This window comes from Onishia niordana (assembly GCF_004798965.1).
GTDB lineage: Bacteria > Pseudomonadota > Gammaproteobacteria > Pseudomonadales > Halomonadaceae > Onishia > Onishia niordana.
Genome location: NZ_SDSD01000001.1, coordinates 378,488 through 397,951 on the forward strand (window position 1 = coordinate 378,488; position 19,464 = coordinate 397,951).

General features: G+C 59.5%; 16 protein-coding genes. 6 read left to right on the forward strand and 10 right to left on the reverse strand.

Annotated elements, in window-relative coordinates:
- Nucleotides 1–73: 73 nt before the first annotated feature.
- The 8 genes from ETC27_RS01650 to doeA form a co-directional block, all read right to left on the reverse strand.
- The gene (locus tag ETC27_RS01650) at nt 74–1,567 is read right to left on the reverse strand and encodes an NAD-dependent succinate-semialdehyde dehydrogenase (RefSeq protein WP_136253240.1); all 1,494 of its coding nucleotides are present in this window, start codon (nt 1,565–1,567) and stop codon (nt 74–76) included.
- A 320-nt stretch (nt 1,568–1,887) separates the two neighbouring features.
- The gene (locus ETC27_RS01655; RefSeq protein ID WP_136253241.1) at nt 1,888–4,677 is read right to left on the reverse strand and encodes an aminotransferase class I/II-fold pyridoxal phosphate-dependent enzyme; all 2,790 of its coding nucleotides are present in this window, start codon (nt 4,675–4,677) and stop codon (nt 1,888–1,890) included.
- Nucleotides 4,678–4,754: 77 nt separating this feature from the next.
- Nucleotides 4,755–5,801, reverse strand: a complete 1,047-nt coding sequence (locus ETC27_RS01660; RefSeq protein ID WP_240724756.1) for a C45 family autoproteolytic acyltransferase/hydrolase — start codon at nt 5,799–5,801, stop codon at nt 4,755–4,757.
- Nucleotides 5,801–7,411: a biotin carboxylase gene (locus tag ETC27_RS01665; RefSeq protein WP_276605682.1), complete on the reverse strand. Its 1,611-nt coding sequence runs from the start codon at nt 7,409–7,411 to the stop codon at nt 5,801–5,803. Before ETC27_RS01665 ends, ETC27_RS01660 begins: the two co-directional genes overlap by 1 nt.
- Before the next feature lie 41 nt (nt 7,412–7,452).
- Entirely contained in the window at nt 7,453–8,322 is an 870-nt protein-coding gene (locus ETC27_RS01670; protein WP_136253242.1) for a carbon-nitrogen hydrolase family protein, read from the reverse strand.
- Between the two features lie 154 nt (nt 8,323–8,476).
- Entirely contained in the window at nt 8,477–8,947 is a 471-nt protein-coding gene (locus tag ETC27_RS01675; RefSeq protein WP_136253243.1) for an Lrp/AsnC family transcriptional regulator, read from the reverse strand.
- A 7-nt stretch (nt 8,948–8,954) separates the two neighbouring features.
- Nucleotides 8,955–9,986, reverse strand: coding sequence for a N(2)-acetyl-L-2,4-diaminobutanoate deacetylase DoeB (gene doeB / locus ETC27_RS01680; RefSeq protein ID WP_136253244.1), 1,032 nt, complete (start codon nt 9,984–9,986; stop codon nt 8,955–8,957).
- 10 nt (nt 9,987–9,996) lie between these two features.
- Nucleotides 9,997–11,196, reverse strand: coding sequence for an ectoine hydrolase DoeA (gene doeA / locus ETC27_RS01685; protein ID WP_136253245.1), 1,200 nt, complete (start codon nt 11,194–11,196; stop codon nt 9,997–9,999).
- Nucleotides 11,197–11,471: 275 nt separating this feature from the next.
- Here doeA and ETC27_RS01690 point away from each other — a divergent pair, with 275 nt between their 5' ends.
- Nucleotides 11,472–12,440 carry a 2-hydroxyacid dehydrogenase gene (locus ETC27_RS01690; RefSeq protein ID WP_136253246.1) on the forward strand — a complete coding sequence of 323 codons (969 nt, stop codon included), beginning with the start codon at nt 11,472–11,474 and terminating at the stop codon, nt 12,438–12,440.
- Between the two features lie 178 nt (nt 12,441–12,618).
- On the opposite strand, the gene ETC27_RS01695 is transcribed toward ETC27_RS01690, so the two are convergent.
- Together ETC27_RS01695 and ETC27_RS01700 are read right to left on the reverse strand one after the other, a co-directional pair.
- A complete protein-coding gene (locus ETC27_RS01695) occupies nt 12,619–13,203 on the reverse strand; it encodes a TetR/AcrR family transcriptional regulator (protein ID WP_136253247.1) in 585 nt (194 codons plus the stop codon).
- Nucleotides 13,204–13,484: 281 nt separating this feature from the next.
- The gene (locus ETC27_RS01700) at nt 13,485–14,042 is read right to left on the reverse strand and encodes a DJ-1/PfpI family protein (RefSeq protein WP_136253248.1); all 558 of its coding nucleotides are present in this window, start codon (nt 14,040–14,042) and stop codon (nt 13,485–13,487) included.
- Nucleotides 14,043–14,231: 189 nt separating this feature from the next.
- Here ETC27_RS01700 and ETC27_RS01705 point away from each other — a divergent pair, with 189 nt between their 5' ends.
- The 5 genes from ETC27_RS01705 (at nt 14,232) to ETC27_RS01725 (ending at nt 19,439) form a co-directional block, all read left to right on the forward strand.
- Nucleotides 14,232–14,960, forward strand: a complete 729-nt coding sequence (locus tag ETC27_RS01705) for a hypothetical protein (RefSeq protein WP_136253249.1) — start codon at nt 14,232–14,234, stop codon at nt 14,958–14,960.
- Nucleotides 14,961–15,184: 224 nt separating this feature from the next.
- Entirely contained in the window at nt 15,185–16,111 is a 927-nt protein-coding gene (locus ETC27_RS01710; RefSeq protein WP_136253721.1) for a LysO family transporter, read from the forward strand.
- 236 nt (nt 16,112–16,347) lie between these two features.
- Complete coding sequence (locus ETC27_RS01715; protein WP_136253722.1) at nt 16,348–17,613, forward strand: ABC transporter substrate-binding protein; 1,266 nt, start codon at nt 16,348–16,350, stop codon at nt 17,611–17,613.
- Nucleotides 17,614–17,625: 12 nt separating this feature from the next.
- Nucleotides 17,626–18,600 (forward strand): carbohydrate ABC transporter permease, encoded by a 975-nt coding sequence (locus ETC27_RS01720; protein WP_136253250.1) that lies wholly within the window; start codon nt 17,626–17,628, stop codon nt 18,598–18,600.
- Nucleotides 18,597–19,439 carry a carbohydrate ABC transporter permease gene (locus ETC27_RS01725; protein ID WP_136253251.1) on the forward strand — a complete coding sequence of 281 codons (843 nt, stop codon included), beginning with the start codon at nt 18,597–18,599 and terminating at the stop codon, nt 19,437–19,439. Before ETC27_RS01720 ends, ETC27_RS01725 begins: the two co-directional genes overlap by 4 nt.
- Nucleotides 19,440–19,464: the final 25 nt, after the last annotated feature.

Here is a 19,464-nt window from a genome sequence, read left to right on the forward strand (position 1 = left end):
CCCTGGGGGCTCGGCTTTTTCATCCCTGAAAAAGACGGTTCGCTTGGCACCTTGCCGCGCTGCCTGGGCGATCTTAGCTGCCGGAAACAGACCCCAGCGCGCCCAGGCAGTAGTACTTGGTCTCCAGATACTCATCGATGCCGCTGACGCCGCCTTCACGGCCCAGGCCGGACTGCTTGACACCACCGAAGGGAATCGGCGGACCGGTCATCTTGACCGAATTGACCGAGACCATGCCGAATTCCAGTGCACGCATCAGTTTCCAGATACGGCGGATGTCGTGGGTATAGACATAGGCGGCAAGGCCGTATTCGGTATCGTTGGCCATGCCAATGACTTCATCGTCATCGCGATAAGCGGTGATGCCGGCCACCGGGGCGAAGTTCTCCTCCCGCCAGACTTTCATCTCCGGGGTCACCCCGGCCAGCAATACCGGCATGAAGAAGTTGGGGCCAGGCGCCGCCGACTGATCGCCGGCCACCAGCGTCGCGCCCCGGGAGATGGCATCATCGACAATGCTTGAGGCTTTTTCGACCGCCTGGGCATGGATCAACGGGCCGAGATCGACCTCGCTCTGCAGACCGTTGCCCACGGTCAGCGCCGCCATGCGCTCGGCGAAGTGCTCGACGAAGGCGTCATGGATCGACTCGTGCACCAGGATGCGGTTGGCGGCCAGACAGTCCTGACCGGCGGTCTGAAACTTGGCCGCCACCGCGGCCAGGGCCGCCTCCCGCGGATCCATGTCCGGACCGACGATAAAGGGCGCGTTGCCACCCAGCTCCAGCGAAACGCGTTTGACGGTGCCGGCACACTGCTCAAGCAACAGCCGCCCAACCCGTGTGGAACCAGTGAAGGACAGTGCCTTGACGCGCTCCTCCTTGCAAAGAATCGAGGACACTTCGGCAGGCTCGCCCAGCACCACATTGAAGACGCCAGCCGGAATACTGGCTCGCTCGGCCAGTTCAGCGAGGGCCAGTGCCGAGAATGGCGTCTCGCCAGCGGGTTTGACAATCACCGGACAGCCGGCCGCCATGGCGGCGCCGGCCTTGCGAGTGATCATTGCCAACGGAAAATTCCAGGGCGTAATCAGGGCCGCGATGCCGATCGGTTCCTTGAGCGTGCCCAGGGCCGCGTTAGGGATGTGGCTGGGGATGGTCTCACCAAAGGTACGCTTACCCTGCTCGGCGAACCACTTGATGAAGCTGGCGCCGTACTCTACCTCGCCGCGGGCATCCGGCAGCGGCTTGCCCTGTTCCAGGGACATCAGGATGGCCAGGTCTTCGCGGTGTGCCTGGATAAGGTCATACCAGGCCAGTAACCGCTCGGCGCGCTCATCGGCCCGCAACGCACGCCACTGAACAAAAGCCCGGTCGGCGGCATCCACGGCGCTGTGAATCTGATCCGCCTCCAGCCAGGGAATATGGCCCAAGACTTCGCCAGTGGCCGGGTCGGTCACGGCTTCCTCACGGCCAGCATCGCCATGGGTCCATCTGCCGTCGACATAGGCATACTGACGAAAGAGACGCGGATCCTCGAGTCGCTGAGTTACCGTCTTGGACACTTTCATGAAACACCTCCTGGAAAAGCAGCGCCAACGGCGCTCACGCTTGCAATAGGCTCGAACGGCAGTGGCCGTTTGATGCTTACAGGATAAAACGTTCCGGAAGATGAGACTTTTTGTTCAGCCGCTGTCAGCTGCCCGTTTTTTTTCGTGTTGTGGCCAAAAGCACCAGAATCTTCTGTCGCCAGGCGAGGGAACAGAAAGCCCCAGCCGATGGACCAGAAACGCCATCGCCCCGACCGAATGGCCGGGGCGATGGCGATACTTTTTGTATTAACGTTTATGGACTGGTGCCAGCCGCTATCGACAAAGGGCCGCAGCGTACGTCAATCAGACCCCTCGGAGGTCGCCAGCAAAGCATCTTCGGTAAAGACGATCAGCCCCAGCTCAGGACGATAGCCGTGTATCTCGGTGACATCTAGCGCCTGCAGGAAATACAGGATTTCCTCGCTGACCACCTGACCTGGCACCAGAACCGGGAACCCAGGCGGATAGGGGATAACGAAACTGGCCGATACAACGTCACGCCCCTCCGTGATGGCCTGCTGCAGTTCGCCATTGTCGAAGCGCAGGTACTCGGTGTTTTCCTCGTCGTAGCTGAGGAAGTAGGCCCGGCGAATATCGCCGTCAGGCGTACCATCGTCCACATGCGGCCTGAAGGCGTCATGGAAACGGCTGAAGTCCGGCAGCGGCGGCAGATCATGCAGGAGCGACTTGACCTGATGCTCGATGATCTTGCGTTCGGGACGGCTGCTTTCTTCCCAGCGCCGATCGAAGGACTTGGCCAGCTTGATCAGCACGTCCAGCAGGTAGGCGATCGCGCCGCGCGTGGTACCGATGTTGGTCATGAACAGCACCGTATTGCGCGAGGTCTTGTTGATCTGAATACCGTACTGGTTCATCAGGTAGTCGTTCTTGAAGGCATCACCGTCGATACCGGTCTTGCCAATCGACAAGGTGATACGCGTCGGGTCCACCACGAACTCGTCCTGGGCCCAGGCTTCCTCCATCTTGTTCCAGCCGGCATTGGGGTCGTAGTAGGTCTCCACCCCTGATTGGCGAAACTCTGCCGGCACCAGATCACTGTTCTTGAGGACCTCGAAGTACTTGTTCAAGAGCGGATTGGTATAAAGCTGCTCGCGGAGCGAGAGCGCCGCTTCGACCTGCGAATGCACCAGCTCGAAGCCTTCCATCTCGGCCTGCATCCGCCCCACGTCGAGCGATGCCAGAATCTGATAGTTCGGCGATGTCGAGGTGTGGGTCATGTAGGCTTCATGAAACGGCGCCTCGACCTTCTGGCGGAAATCCTGATCGTAAACATGAATCATCGAGCCCTGGCGCAATGAGGTCAGGGTCTTGTGGGTCGAGTGGGTGGCATAGGTGCGAACCCGCACTACCTCGGGGTCCGGCATCAGCGGCCGTTCTAGCCAGGTGGCGTCATCATCGGGATCGAGTTGATCGAAGTCGGCCTTCCAGGCGGCATACTCTGCGGCGTACTCTTCGCTTTGGTAGCGGTCGCGAAGGTGGCGCGCGGCATGCATCGCGGTGCGTGGCCGATAGGTCGGGTTGAAGGTAGCAAAGGCAAACCAGGCTTCATCCCAGAGGAACACCAGATCCGGCTTGATGGCCAGGCATTCCTCCATGACCCGGCGAACGTTGTAGACCACCCCATCGAAGGTACAGTTGGTCAACAGCAGCATCTTGACCTTGTGAAGCTGGCCAGAACGCTTGTATTCCAACAGTGTCTTCTTGATCTCGCGCAGCGGCACGGCGCCATACATTGAGTAATCGTTAAGCGGATAGGAATCCAGATAGGCCACATGGGCGCCGCTTAATACCATGCCGTAATGGTGAGATTTGTGACAGTCACGATCGACCAGCACGATATCTCGGGGCTTGATCAGCGCCTGAACCACAATCTTGTTGGCCGTTGAGGTGCCGTTGGTGACGAAGAAGCTCTGGCGAGAGCCGAAGGCGCGCGCCGCATACTCCTGCGCCTTCTTGATCGGCCCATAAGGCTGCAGCAGAGAATCCAGACCGCCTGAGGTCGCCGAGGTCTCGGCCAGGAAAATATTGATGCCGTAGAAGTCGATCATCTGCCCCGCCCAGTGCGAGCGAGTGATCGATTTGCCCCGGGAGATAGGCATGGCGTGGAAAACGCCGGTCGGCTTGCGGCTATACTCGCGCAGCGCGTCGAAGAAGGGTGTGCGGAAGCGGTTATCGATGGCACGCAGGATGGTGTGATGCTGCTCGATGTAATCCGTTTCGCGATAAAAGATCCGGTTGAAGTGACGGATATCCTTGCTCGCTGTCACCTCGACATCACCACTGGTCACCAGGAACTGATCGATCTCAGGACGAATCTCGCGAACCATCGAGCTAAGCAGGATGCTGCGCTCTGCCTCGGACTTGTTCTCGAGTTCAACCTCGGAGAGTCCCTCGAGATAGTTGCGCAGCGCGCTCAAGTTATACTTTGACTTGTAGGGGAATTCGTAACGAATCAGGCAAGCCTGGATGTTCGGGTTGACCAGGATCGCGATCAGCGCATCCTCGAAGCTGCGAACCGTTACGACATCGTAGACAAACTTGTCCTCGGGGCGGCGCAGGTTATGGAACGCCTCACGCACCACCTCCTCTTCCTGAAGCGACATGGCATCGACGATCAGCACCTCGAAATACGGCTGCGAGGAGCTGTTCGAAGTGGGGTGACCACGGCGCAGCTGCGCCAGGGCATCCATTGTCTCAAGATCCTCTGCATCGGCATCCGTTTCGCTGAGGTCGACTTGGCGCCGGCGGTAGGACTCGCTGATCAAGGCGCGTACCAGACGCTTGACCACCTTCTCGAGCAGCGAATATTCCTGCCGATTGAACAAGTGCCAGAGATGGCGGAAATCTTCTTTCGAGGGGAAAGCGTGGTAATCCTCGATGATCTCAAGCCGGGTCAGCTTGATGTCGATCGCCTTGATCAAGTTACGGGCTTGCGCATCGTCCTTCAGATGAATCAGCTTGCCAAGATCTCGCTTGAGTGCGTTCCAGGTATCGGCACGCAACTGAGAGATCTTGTGGTAGAACCCCAGGGCCGTATAAGGCGTGTCTGTTCCAATAGTCTCGCTCATGTGCTTCCCCAGCAGTGCTGCTTGTCATTATTGCAACCGCCACGGGCATCCTGCCCGCATGCAGCCGAATCCACGGGCTAGCCAGCGCCGTGTTGCCGTAGCCCGTAGTGAATGGTGAAACTGGTTTCGGGAAAATGCGCGAAGCTCAAATTGACCTCGTGCTCCGGCCAATGAAACTGCACGCGGCCCTGAAGGGGCCGGTAGACCGATGTATAGACGGTACCGAGTCCACGCCGATGATCAGTACGGTACAGTGGCGGGGCGAAGAATGCCGAGATCAGACGTTCCTCGGTGGTGGCATCATCATCGACCAGAATCGACAGTTGCCGCTCGCGAATCAGGGTTTCCGACGCCAGCGCATGGGCATACCACTCAATCTTCTTCTGATGATTGGTCGCCACCGGCACACGCTTGATGCTGGCCTTGCGATCTGGCGCAATCATCGCCGTCACATAACGTCCCTGGGCATCATTGACGGTAATGTTGTAAGCCATGTGCGTCGGCACGCGGGCGAGCACCTCGGCGGCTTCCGGCGTGGTATCGCAGAACTCCAGTATGTAGCGCAGGATGATCGGCGCACCAAAACCTTCACCGACCACGGTTCGCCCACCAAAGGCCAAGGAAACCGCCAGACCGCTGTCATTCATGCCATCAAGCACGCCCCATAGACAATCTGTCATGGCGATGACCTGACGACCATTCCAGCAAGAAGACAGGATAGTGCCTTCACACAATTCGGTCGGGTAATCGTAGTTGCGCACCAGCACATTGCTGTTGCCATTGGCCAGCACCGCCTGTGAGCATCCGGTGATGTAGGCCGGTGGACGGTAGAGACTCAACATGCGTGACGCGAGGTCACCACCACCGGCCAGCGCACACAGGCGCTCATAGGTCGGTAGCAGCTCTGGCATGTGTCGACGTAGCGCATTGAAGCCGGCCAGGTATCCGGGCCGCTCACGCTCACCTTCGGACAGGAACCAGCGCTCGTAGGCCGACCAGTGCAGCTCGAACAACGATTGCCACTTCTCGCCGGCCTCGGGCTCATGGACGGTGCGGAAGATCAGGTGCTTGACTTCGTCAGCCCCCCACTCGCGTCCGTACCGTCCCATTGCGGTATTTTTCATCAAAGGATCTTGAAGTTGCCGCCACCGACCGCATGGCTGACAGCCACCTGCTCTACCACAGGATCCTGCAGTGACTGGCCGGCATACTGGCCGCGAATACCGTCGATCCAGGCCTTGGCTCGCTCGGTCAGCTGGAAGTCATCATCCATCAGGCGTCCTCGGGTAATCAGGATACCGAGATCCGCTCCCTCGTAGCGGAAATCGCCCACGCCGCTGATACGCATGAAGAAGGCTTCCTGCTCGCTCTCGGCAGCATGTGGATGGGAATCATAGTGATCGAAGGCGATGTTACCGTCTTCGGCCATACGCCATACGCCAGACTGCGGTGCCTGGGTAAGCAGGTCCACGGTTTCATCGGTGTGCTTGATGACCAGCTGGCTCCAGCTGTCGATGCTGTCCGGGTGTGCCCAACGGTCGTTGACAGCTTGGATATCGATATCGAAGTCTTGATCCGAGAACTCGAGCAGGTGGAACAGGAAAAGCGGCACATCTGAATGAGCAAAGGCAGCCACGTTGGTCAGCGAGCTGGCACCGGTGACGCGCGGATTGAGTTCGCCAAGATAGACATCGTTGGTGTCTATATCGATCAGGAAATCGAGCTCGAAGTAGCCGCGATAGCCTTCTTCACTCAGCGCCTCACCAAACTTGTTGGTGTATTCCTGAGCCTTGTCACGCACTTCCTGGGAGAAGGCGCCAGCGAACATTTCGTTGCCGCACCAGCCACCCTTGTAAGGCGTCAGGGTCTTGAAGCCGACCAGTTCGGTCATCAGCGGGCCCACCACCGTACCGCAACGCGTCGCGCAAGCCTCAATCGCCGAACCACGGCAGTTGATGCGCTTCATGATCTTGACCTCTTCTTCGGCCTCGATCTCTTCGGCGTGGCGATAATATTCATCTTCATTCGAGACGAAGAAGGTCGTGTGACCGGAGTCACCATATGCCGACTGGATAACCAGATCGGTCGTACCCAGCTCCTCACAGATTTCCATCAAGTGCTGATAGCTGTCGACCTTGGCAAGCACGTTGGGCACGCTGGGCACACCCGCCTTGTTGCCGATGCGCACCGTTTCAATCTTGTTATCCATACGTGAACGCAACTTGGCCGGCGGGAAGGCGACCCTCAGCCCCAGCTGCTCACAGATCTCTTCGGTGTGCTCGTCGAACATCAGGAAGGCAGCTACCCCCTGCTCGCCTCGAGAGCGGACATAGTCAATGACTTCCTTATGTTCGAGCAGGTAATTGTTGATGTCCTCGATACTCTCGAAGTCACGCGGAAACTTCTCCTTGGGCACGAAGACGTTCTTCTGTTTGTCATCGAAGCAGTTGATGTAGTTGATATGGCGGAAATTCCCCACCCAATCGCCGATTCCCAGGAGGTTGAAGTTGGTCGCCGAAATAAAGTAGACCGGCTCCTTGTTGTTATGAAAGAAACGGCGGACATCGGAGATGCTGGTCAATTTTTTTGTCATTGAATTGGCTCCAGTTGAGTGACGTTCCTGCGATGCTTTCGAGGCGGGGATAGACGCGCCGCCATCCGGGGCGGCGCTGCTATGACTCATCAGGCGAGAAAACAGACGTCGTAGACCTTGCATGAGATGGGTTACCACCATGAACTCCTTTTCAGTGCTCACCGCCCGTTAACAGACAGCGATCAATAGGGCTCGATATCCCGACGCGCCGGCTTCACGAGCGGGCCCAGGGTGTCGAAGAAGGGAAAGGAGCCGGCTTCGCTCCGATACAGCGAAAAATCTACCTGACGATCGCGGAAACTCTTGAGTGGCTGGCCAAGCCCACGAAGCCCCGCCTCGCGCTCACGGCGCACGCGTGAGACATCAATTTCAATCGGCATGATTTCTTCGCCGATACCCGCCTGGTGAATAACATCCCCGGACGGCCCGACCACGATAGAGCGGCCATTTCCTAGTGCACCCGCCCCGTTGATATCGAAGAAATAGCACTGATTGACCGCTGCATTGGTGCGCGCGATCGACAACTCGATATCACGGTCGATGGTATCGGTCATGGTGGGATGCAGGATGACCTCGGCACCCATGGCGGCGAGCGTCCGGGTCGTTTCCGGGAACCACATATCGTAACAAATCGAAACGCCGAAACGTCCGATGTTGGGCACGTCGAAGACCACAAACTCGGTACCGCTTTCGACGCCGACCTCGTAAGGGCGGAAGGGGAACATCTTGCGGAAACGATTGACCACCTGCCCCTGCGGGTTGATCACGCTAAGGGTATTGTAGACGCTCTCACCGGCTTGCTCGAACATCGAGCCTGGAATCAGCCACAGGCGATGTTTCTCGGCAAGCTCACAGAACATGGCCTCAGTAGCGCTGGGCATGGGCTGAGCATTAAGCGTAGAAGCGCCATGAGCCATCAGTTCGCTGAAAACCACCATTTGCACATGGGGGAAACGCGACATCAACGTCTCGATGCGAGCACGCATGGCTGCGGTGTTGTCACCGTGGTGATGTGCCTGGAGCTGCACACCTGCAATCGTGAAGTAAGACATGTAAACCTCTTCGCTGCGATAGCCTAAAAAACGATTGGCTGCCTCATGCGCCAATCACCCTCGTAGTAGGCGATATCGCCAAACTGCTTGCTACCAGGCCAGCTTATGTCAGATTGGCTGTGAGTGGAATCCACGAGATTTACACGGGCGCAATTTAATCTATCGCAAGCTCCATAGGCGGGGCGACATGCTTGACGGTCTTGGTGACGATATAGGTGAAATAGCGCTGGATACCAATTTCCGACATCAACCAGCCGTCGATCAGTCGCTGATAGGCATCAATGGACTGTGTTTCGACCTTGATCAGGTAATCGACTCCCCCGCCCACGGCCACGCACTCGGTTACTTCAGGCGTGGCCATGATCTCAGACTCGAAACGCTGAAAATCTCCCGCGTGATGTGAGTTGAGTTCGATCTGTACCCAGACTGGCGTACGGTGTACCACCATGCGGGAGTTGATACACGCACTATATCCTTCGATGATGCCGGCCTTCTCGAGTCGCCGCACACGCTCCCAACAGGGGCTGACCGAGAGATTGATGGCCTCGGCCAGGCGCGACTTGGTAATGCGCCCATCCTCAGCCAGAATCTCGAGAATCTTCAGATCATAGCGATCGAGCTTCATCGTGGGCTCATCCGTCCAAAGCGTCGACAACGTCGGCGATGACCGCGATGGTATCGCCCATGCCCACCTGAGCCGGGAAGCGTCGCGCCACCAGGAGGCCACTGCGACCGGCGCGGTACTCAACAGGCGCCGTGCCAGTGCGGCTCATGTCATAAACCCTAGCCATCACTTGGCCTTTGGCTACCGTTTCGCCCAAGGCTACGGTCAGCTCGAGCAACCCCTGGTGTTCGCTCTGCACATAGCAGGACGCATCCGGCATATCGACATAGACCTGTGGCTCGGCAGGGCCTTCGAGCTCGCCATCAATCAAGCCATAGTGAATAAGGAAGTTGTTGACCCCACGTTCGGCGATTCTCATACGCTCGGGCGTCGTGGTACCGCCACCGCCCAACTCGGTCGCCACGAAGACCTTGCCCTGTCGCTCTACGGCCGTATCGAAGAGCTTCTCGGCATCAAGCTCGAACATCATCATCGCGGTGGGTGCCCCAAAGGCCTTGGCCCCCTCCAGTGCGCGGTGCTGCAGGTCCGAATCCTCGAGCTGGTGAGAGGCCGCAAAGGGCACAATATCCAGGGTTCGCCCACCCGAGTGAAGGTCCAAGACCACATCACACACCGGCACCAGATAGCGAGTGAAGTAATCGGCAATCTGTTCGGTCACACTGCCGTCCGGATTACCCGGAAAGCTGCGATTGAGGTTGCCACTATCCATCGGCGACGTCCGCCTGCCTGCCTGAGCGGCAGGCGTATTCATCATCGGCACGATGATCACCCGGCCATGCACCTGTTCGGGGGAAAGGTCATTGGCCAGCTTCATCAGCGCCGTGATGCCCTCATACTCATCACCATGATTACCGCCGGTCAGCAGTGCCGTGGGGCCCTCGCCATTCTTGATCACGGTGACCGGTATCATCACCGCCCCCCAGGCCGACTCGTCATTGGAGATCGGCAGCTTGAGAAAACCGTGCTGAACGCCATCGGCGTCGAAGTCGACCGTCGCGGAAATGGGGCTCGGCCGAACTCGGCTGGCAGACATGTTCATTAGGGTCTCCTTATTTGACGAACAGCTGACGTGGGAAGTCGGCCAGCGTTTCGCAACCTGTGTCAGTGATCAGAATGCTTTCGGTGATTTCCAGCCCCCAATCGTCATCCCACATACCCGGCATGAAGTGAAAGGTCATCCCAGGCTCGAGAATGGTTTCGTCGGAGGGACGCAGGCTCATGGTGCGCTCCCCCCAGTCAGGTGGATAGCTGATGCCGATGGGATAGCCACAACGGGCGCCGCCGCGGTCGAAGCCGTACTTATCCATGGCCGAGCCCAGGGCCATGGCGATGTCCGCACAGCGGTTACCAGGCTTGGCGACCGCCAGGCCATTCTCAATGCCCTCGAGCAATGCCGACTCGGCGCGGATAAAGTCCCGTGGCGGCGTGCCCAGATAAATGGTGCGCGACATCGGCGCGTGATAGCGCTTGAAGACACCGGCAATCTCGAAGAAGGTGCCCTCGCCTGTGCGGAAGGGAGTATCGTCCCAGGTCAGATGCGGTGCAGCAGCATCGCTGCCCGTGGGAAGCATCGGCACGATAGCCGGATAGTCACCGCCAAAAATCTTGCCCTGTTCATCACGCCAGCCTTCGATACCGACCCGGTAGATCTCCGACACCAGCTTGCTCTTTGGCAACCCTGGCTCAATCATCTCGAGGATACGCGTATGCATGCCCTCGACGATCTTCGCCGCCACGCGCATGTACTCGACCTCTTGCGGCGATTTGATCGCCCGGCACCAGTTGACCAGGGCATTGGCGTCGATAAAGCGAGCGTGAGGCAACTCGCGCAGCAGACTCTGATAGGCCTTGGCCGAGAAATAGTAGTTATCCATCTCCATGCCTACCACGCCCTGATGCCAGCCGTAATGCGGCAAGATGGTCTGGGCCAGATAGTCCATGGGATGCATATCCGGATTCTGCACATAGTAATCCGGATAGTAGGTAATGTTTTCGGGATCAATCCAGCAGGTTCGCAGGGCCCCATTGGCGTCCATGCGCCGCCCATACCAGACCGGTTCGCCCTCGAGACCTACCAGAACGCATTGGTGCACATAAAATGACCAGCCATCGTAGCCGGTCAGCCAGGCCATATTAGAGGGATCACTGACGATTATTACGTCAATACCACGGCTGGCCATCTCGACACGCACCTTCCACAGCCTGCTCGCGTACTCTTCACGGGTGAAGGGCAGAGATACCTGAATCATGGGCCATTCGCCATTAAAGAATCACCAAAACCGGCCTTGGTGTCCAAGCCCGGGACCATACGGCGTGCCATCGCCACCCACATGCAGCTTCTTCGAATAAACGGCGATTGCCTTAAACTGCGCGACACTTAATTATGACAATATTTGGTCATTGACCTAGTGCTGATACTAGCACCGGCGTCGAGCCCTCCGTCAAAGGCTTTATGGTCTTTTCTCGCCGACTATTAAAAGTACCCTCTCCTCTCACCAGAACTATCCCAAGGGAGCCTACTGCCATGCAGATCCTGATTCACGCAGCCGATGCCAAGCAGTGGCAAACTGCCATCGCCAGTGCCCTGCCAACGGCCAAGGTGATGACCAGCGACGCCGCCTTGGAAGACCGTCAGAACGCCGACTACCTTGTCGTCTGGCAGCCACCCAGCTGGCTTTTCGAGGAGCAGACGGGGCTCAAGGGCATCATCAACCTTGGCGCAGGCGTCGACTCCCTGCTCAACAACCCTTCCCTTCCGGCGGGAATCCCTATCGTCAAGCTGCGAGATGCCGGTATGGCCGGCCCTATGATCGACTATGTTCGTTACGGCGTGCTGCACTTCCAGCGAGACTTTGACTGCTACGCTCGCCAGCAGAGACGGTTCCAATGGCAGGAGCAGCCGCTGACACCCAAGGCGGAGTGGGGCATTGGCGTACTGGGGCTCGGCGCTATCGGCGCACGCGTGGCGCAAGCACTGTCAGACGATGGTTTCCCCGTCCACGGCTGGAGCCGCAGCTCCAAGACATTGGACGGCGTCACGTGCCATCACGGCGAGGCAGGGCTCACCGCGCTGCTCGGCCAGGTCAAGAGCCTGGTGACACTGTTGCCAAATACACAGGCAACCCGACAGATCATCAATGCAGAGACACTGGCGGCGCTACCCGACGGCGCCAGCCTGATCAATCCCGGACGCGGCAGCTTGATCGATGAAGTCGCGTTACTTGAGGCGCTGGGGCCAACCGGAGGCGAAGAGAGTGACGACAAGACAAACGGCGAAGGCGTAGGGCGGCTGCGTGGGGCGGTGCTGGACGCGTTTGACACCGAACCACTGCCTGCAGACAACCCGCTTTGGGGGCACCCGCGAGTATTGATCACACCGCACATGGCCGCCCCCACGCCCCGCGATGCCGCCCTTGATCAGGTCATCGAGACCTTGAAAGCGTGGCAGGCTGGCGAACACGTACCCAGTGTCGACCCCGCCGCCGGATACTAACGTCACTGAACAGCCATCCGCGGCGCGCTTCAGCCTCACATGCATCGAGAAAAGAAGCAGCATCGAGAAAAGAAGCAGCATCGAGAAAAGAAGCAACAACGAGTGAGGAAACACCAGACAGGTGCTCTTGATTGCCCGCCAAACGGCACAGGCCTGAAAGGGCATGACGGCTTGAGGCTCAGTGCAGCACCCGGTCAAATAGGACGGCCTCGAAGTGCTCCATCGGCGTCACCGACTTGAGGGTCTTCGCCCGCAACAAGGCCCCCTGCCAGCCACTCAGGATAAAACTCGCCAGGGCCTCGGTATCGGCATCCGGGGCGATCTCCCCTAAAGCACGGGCATCCTCCAGACAGCGCGTGAAGCGTCGTTCCCACTCGCGCAGGATGCCGTCCAGCCGCTCGCGAAACTGGGCGTTGCGCGCCGACAGTTCCTGGCCGAGATTACCGATCAAACAACCCCGGCTGTGATCACAGCCGGCCATCTCGTCACGGCCGGCGGCAAAGAAGCGTAGCAGACGGTCCAATGGAAAACCGTCATCTTCAAGCAATGCGTCGAGGCGCTGCTCATAGGCCTGGGCGAAGGCTTCGATCACGGCCAGCCCGAAATCCTCCTTGCTGGCGAAATAGTGATAGAAGGACCCCTTGGGCACCGCTGATGCCTTAAGGACGGCATTGATGCCGGTGGCATGGTAGCCCTGCTCGGCAATCAGCTCGGCGCCGACCTGAATCAAGGTGTCGCGGGTGGAGGCATGCTTGGTGGTCATCGACGGGACCATCATAAAAGGGGTGAAACATCAGAAGCAGGCAGCCTTGAAAGGCTGATGAACACTATCATACGCAAGGCACCGGGGAGTGCGAAGCAACGGCGAGGTGCACCGGCAAGACCTGACACTTGATCAGAAAAGTGGCGATGATGACGGGCTCAATGCTCAAGGTACCGGGTCAGACACCTCGCGGCGCCTGACCCTAATCAGCGGGCATGCTCCTCTCAAGGTATGGTCATGACCGACTGTTTTTGCACTTGTTGTTACCCTTGCGCTTATTGTTACAAGAGGGCATTAAACTGTTTGAGCCATTCCGGGTGCGCGGGCCAGGCGGGTGCGGTCACCAGCTTGCCGCAGGTAATGGCATCGGTCACCGCGATATCGGCGAAGTCACCACCGGCCAGGTGAACCTCGGGTGCACATGCCGGATAAGCGGAGACACGGCGCTTGTCCAGGGATACCGCGGCCGCCAACAGCTGCGCCCCGTGGCAGATTGCTGCGACCGGCTTATCGGTATCGAAGAAGTGACGCACGATATCAAGTACCCGCTCATCGAGGCGCAGATACTCGGGCGCCCGACCACCGGGTACCACCAGGCCGTCGTAGTCGGCAAGGTCGACCTCTGAGAAGGTCGCGTTGAGCGCAAAGTTATGCCCCGGCTTCTCGGTGTAGGTCTGGTCTCCCTCGAAATCGTGAATGGCCGTCTTGACGCTATCGCCCTCACGCCTGTCCGGGCACACCGCATCCACCTGATGGCCCATGGCCTGCAAGGCCTGGAAGGGCACCATGATCTCGTAGTCCTCGACGAAGTCGCCGGCAATCAACAATAGCTTGGCCATCGAAACATCCTCTTGTCCATAAGTGACTGAGCATCACGACCTCGACGAATCGCGATGCCATAGCGGTTGCTCTAGCAGGTTAGCGCGCAATACCTGGCAACGATAGCCGTGGAACCTTTCCTCCTGCCACTTATCAGAAGCATGGTGATAGGCGTACCCCTTCGACACGCAGGCTCGGGAGCAATACCGATGATACTTGCCTCACTCAGGCGCAAGCCACACCCGCCGGCCCTGCTGCCAAGCCTGGTCCTTGCCCTTATCACCACCTCTGCCATGCCCCTCAGCGCCTGGGCGGCCGATACGTCCTCATCGCCGCGCGCCTTCGACGCCACCTACCGACTGGAAATAGAGGGCTGGCCAGATGCGAACATCAACCACACCCTCAAGCGCCGGGGTGATGCCTGGATAAGTGAAATGCGTGCGGCCGTGGCGGTGGCGAACGGCTGGGAGCGCAGTCGCTTCACGATCGATGAGAACGGAGTGAATAGTAGTGACTACGAAAGCGGCTACTCGCTGCTAGGCATTGGTGAGGACTACCACATGGGCCAGGGCGAACTCGAGGCTTGGCCCGACCGCCAGGCGGCACTATTCGAGCTGTCTCGACAAGCCAGCCAGGCCTCCTGCTGGCACCCCCAGGTGGCGCCATGCACCCTGACGTATACCAACTACAAGGGCGAGACAAAGCGCTATCACTACCGCCGCCTCGAGACCACCACCCTCGACCTGCCGGCCGGCAGCTTCCCGGCGGTTACCATTTCGCTTTGGCGTGGCGATCACCCCGGTCGCGACCTTCGACTGACCTTCACTCCTGAGGTACCGGGCCTACTGCTGGCGGCCGACTATTTCAAGGACGGTGAACGCACGAGCCGCCTGAGCCTGAGGCGCCTGCGATTTAACGACCTGGCCAAGGCAAACTAGGGGGCCAACCAGGGCGCGACCAGCTCGGCACTGCCCGACGGCAGACGGCAGACGGCAGACGGCAGACGGCAGACGGCAGACGAAGTAAGCGCATAAAGCAGCGCTCTTGGTCATGACGTTTGCTGATTCCCTATCAGTGAAAATCATTTCTCCTCATATAAGAGTCTCGTTAAAGTGGCGCCTTCCGGTCGCCGCGTCGGCGACCCCGCATGCATGGAGTTTCGATGCTGTCCGGCCTGCTGATCGTTTTACTGCCCCTTATCCTCGGCTATCTGGTGCCGTTGACCCATAAAGGCCTGCTGGCGGGGGTGAATCGCGCCGTGAATGGTGCCATCTACATCATCCTGCTACTGATGGGGATGGGCCTCGCCGGACTGGATAACTTGAGTGGACAGCTGTCGCGCCTGGGCGGTCAGACCCTGCTGCTGTTTCTGATCACCGCTGCCTGCAATCTACCCGCCTTATGGTGGCTGTCGCGGCGCAGTGCCCTGCATACAAGCGGCGCACCAGTCGTAAAGAACGCCCCGACCAGTAAGCTTGCTGCCATGGGCGGCTCACTGCTGCTGGTCACGGTGGTAGTGGCGGGCGTTTTGCTGGGCTTGATCGGCAAGGCGTTAGCCATAGAGGGCCTGCATAGCGGCGCCGAAACCTTGGCCGAGTGGGTGCTCTACCTGCTGCTGGCACTGATCGGCTGCCAGCTTCGCAACTCCGGTATGTCGCTACGCCAGATCTTGCTCAACCGTCACGGCCTGGCGATCGCCGCCACGGTAGTGGCGAGCTCGCTGGTCGCCGGTTTGATCGCCGCGCCTCTGATGTCGCTTGAATGGAATGAAGGACTGGCCATGGCCGCCGGCTTTGGCTGGTACTCGCTGTCCGGCATCCTGATCGGCGATCAGCTGGGTCCGCTGATGGGCGGTGTCGCCTTCTTCAACGATCTGGCAAGGGAATTGATGGCCTTTATTCTGATCCCCCTGGTGATTCATCGCGCCACGCCACTGGCCATCGGCTATGGAGGAGCCACCTCGATGGACTTCACCCTGCCGGTGATCCAGCAGCATGGCGGCGTGACCTGCGTGCCCATCGCCGTGGTCAGCGGCTTCATTCTCTCGCTGCTTTCCCCGCCGCTGATTCTCTTCCTGTTATCGCTCTAATCTAACCTTCCTTAGACTATTTTCTGCCTGAGCCGGGCCAGCGAGGCCCGGATGGAAAACCAAGACCAAAGTATAAGCACCCAAAGTCTAGGTTGATGGCAGCAGGTGCCACGGCTAGTGTTCATTCACCACTTAACTTAAACGATTAAGTTAGACCTGATGCTTCAACCGGCCTTGATACTCACCAAGGGTCGTTCGCCCACCCACAACAAGAACACGACGAGGAATGCCTGATGATCAAGAAGCTGATACCTGCCATCGCCCTGGCCAGCATTACCGGCACCGCTGCCACTCAAGCCCAGGCCGCTGAACTGACGATTTCCTGCGGTGCCGTCGGTGCAGAGCTGACCCTGTGTGAAGAAGGCGTGAAGGCCTGGGAAAGCAAGACCGGCCATAGCGTCAACATCGTCTCGACCCCCAACTCCTCCACCGAGCGGCTGTCACTCTACCAGCAGATCCTCTCTGCCCAATCAAGCGACATCGATGTGATGCAGATCGACGTGGTCTGGCCAGGCCTGCTGGCCAACCACCTGCTCGACCTCAACAAGGCGCTCGGCGCAGATGCCGCCGAGGGCCACTTCGAGACCATCGTCACCAACAACACCGTCGACGACCGCCTGGTGGCCATGCCCTGGTTCACCGACGCAGGCGTCCTCTACTACCGCAAGGACCTGCTCGAGCAGCACGGCCATGAGGCGCCCGAAACCTGGCAAGAGATGACCGCCATCGCCGAGGAGATTCAGGACGCCGAACGGGCCGCCGGCAACGACAAGCTGTGGGGCTACGTCTTCCAGGGCCGCGCCTATGAGGGCCTGACCTGCAACGCACTCGAGTGGGTGGCGAGCCACGGCGGCGGCAGCATCGTCGACGCCGACGGCGAGATCACCATCGACAACGCCAAAGCCGCCGAGGCACTCGATCTGGCGGCGAGCTGGATCGGCGATATCTCGCCGAAAGGCGCGCTCAACTACACCGAGGAAGAGGCTCGCGGCATCTTCCAGTCCGGCAATGCGGTGTTCATGCGCAACTGGCCCTACGCCTGGTCACTGGCCCAGAGCGAAGACAGCGACGTGGCCGGCAAGGTCGGCGTGGTCAAGCTGCCCCATGGGCCTGAAGGCGAGAGTGCCGCGACCCTGGGCGGCTGGAACCTGGCGGTCTCCAAGTACACCGAGTCTCCCGAGGTCGCCGCCGATCTGGTGGCCTTCCTGACCGGCGAGGCCGAGCAGAAGCGTCGCGCTATCCAGGGCGCCTATAACCCGACCATCGCCAGCCTCTATGACGATGAAGAAGTCCTCGAGGCCGTGCCCTTCTTCGGCACGCTTTACGACACCTTTACCAATGCCGTCGCCCGCCCTTCCGCTCCCACTGGCGACAACTATGGCCGCGTCAGCAACAGCTTCTTCAATGCAGCGCATAGCGTACTGTCCGGCGACCAAAGCGGTGCCGAGGCGGTGTCTCAGCTGGACAGCGAACTGTCACGCATCAAGCGTCGTCGCTGGTAACCGGAGGTCATCATGTCCACACCCGCAACCGAAAGCGCCCCCCAAACGGGGCGCTCAACCAAGGCCGGCTATCGTGGTACCAAGGTCCGCCGTCAGCGGGTCCGTGCCGCCTGGACCTTTCTCACACCGATGCTGGTCGCCCTGGTCCTGGTGGCCGGCTGGCCATTGCTGCGAACCTTCTACCTGAGCCTCACCGATGCCTCGCTGTCGGATACTGCCGGCGCCGCCTGGATCGGCTTCGAAAACTACCTGGTTTATGACAATGGCGCCTGGTACGGCCTGCTCACCGACCCAGTGTGGTGGAACTCGGTGTGGAACACCGTCTACTTCAGCCTGGTGTCGGTGTCGCTGGAGGTGGTGTTCGGCATCATCGTCGCCCTGCTGCTCAACGCCGAGTTCAAGGGCCGCATGCTGGTGCGGGCCGCGGTGCTGATCCCCTGGGCCATTCCCACCATCGTCTCGGCCAAGATGTGGGCCTGGATGCTCAACGACCAGTTCGGGATCATCAATCACCTGCTGATGACCCTGGGCCTGATCGATGCGCCTCTGGCCTGGACCGCCGATGCCGACCTTTCCATGTGGGCAGTGATCATGGTCGACGTCTGGAAGACCATTCCCTTCGTCGCTCTGCTGGTGCTGGCCGCCCTGCAGATGCTGCCCAAGGACTGCTACGAAGCCGCCGAGGTCGATGGCATCCATCCGGTCAAGGTGTTCTTCCGCGTCACCCTGCCGCTGATCACGCCCGCCCTGCTGGTCGCGGTGATCTTCCGCCTGCTCGACGCCCTGCGCGTGTTCGACGTCATCTACGTGTTGACCTCGAATTCGACCAGCACCATGACCATGTCGATCTACGCCCGTCAGCAGCTGGTCGAGTTTCAGGACGTGGGCTACGGCAGCGCCGCCTCGACGCTGCTGTTCCTGATCATCGCCCTGGCCGTGGTGATCTATCTCTACCTGGGCCGCCGTCAACTGGGAGTCGACCAATGAACCAGTACCAGCTCATCAAACTCGCCAAGCAGCTCGGCAAGTGGGCCCTGATCGCCGTGGTAATGGTCTATGCCATCTTCCCCTTCTACTACGCCGTGATCACCTCGCTGAAACCGTCGAGCGAGCTCTTCCAGGTGGATTTCTGGCTGTCATCGGTGGATTTCAGCAACTACATCCAGATCTTCACTCAGAAAAGCTTCGTGCGTGCGATCTTCAACTCCATCTTCATCTCTCTCTCGGTGGTGTTCATCGCCCTGCTGCTGGGCATCACCGCCTCATATGCCCTGGGCCGAGTGCGCTTCCGTGGCCGCACCACAGTGATGCTCACGCTGCTGGGCGTGTCGATGTTCCCCCAGGTGGCGGTGCTTTCCGGGCTGTTCGAGGTCATTCGCACCCTGAATCTCTACAACAATCCCGGCGGCCTGATACTGAGCTACACCATCTTCACCCTGCCCTTCACCGTCTGGGTGCTGACCACCTTCATGCGTCAGCTGCCCATGGAGCTCGAAGAGGCCGCCATCATGGACGGCGCCACGCCCTGGGAAACCATCATCAAGGTGTTTCTGCCGTTGATGTGGCCGGCCATGGCGACCACCGGCCTGCTGGCCTTCATCGCCGCCTGGAACGAATTCCTGTTCGCCCTGACCTTCACCCTGACCGACGACCAGCGCACCGTGCCGGTGGCCATCGCCCTGATCTCCGGCGGTAGCCAGCACGAGCTGCCCTGGGGGCCGATCATGGCCGCCTCGGTCACCGTCACCGTACCGCTGGTCATTCTGGTAATGATTTTCCAGCGCCGCATCGTCTCCGGTCTCACCGCCGGCGCCGTCAAGGGATAAGCCTCATGTCATCGATGGACTCCAA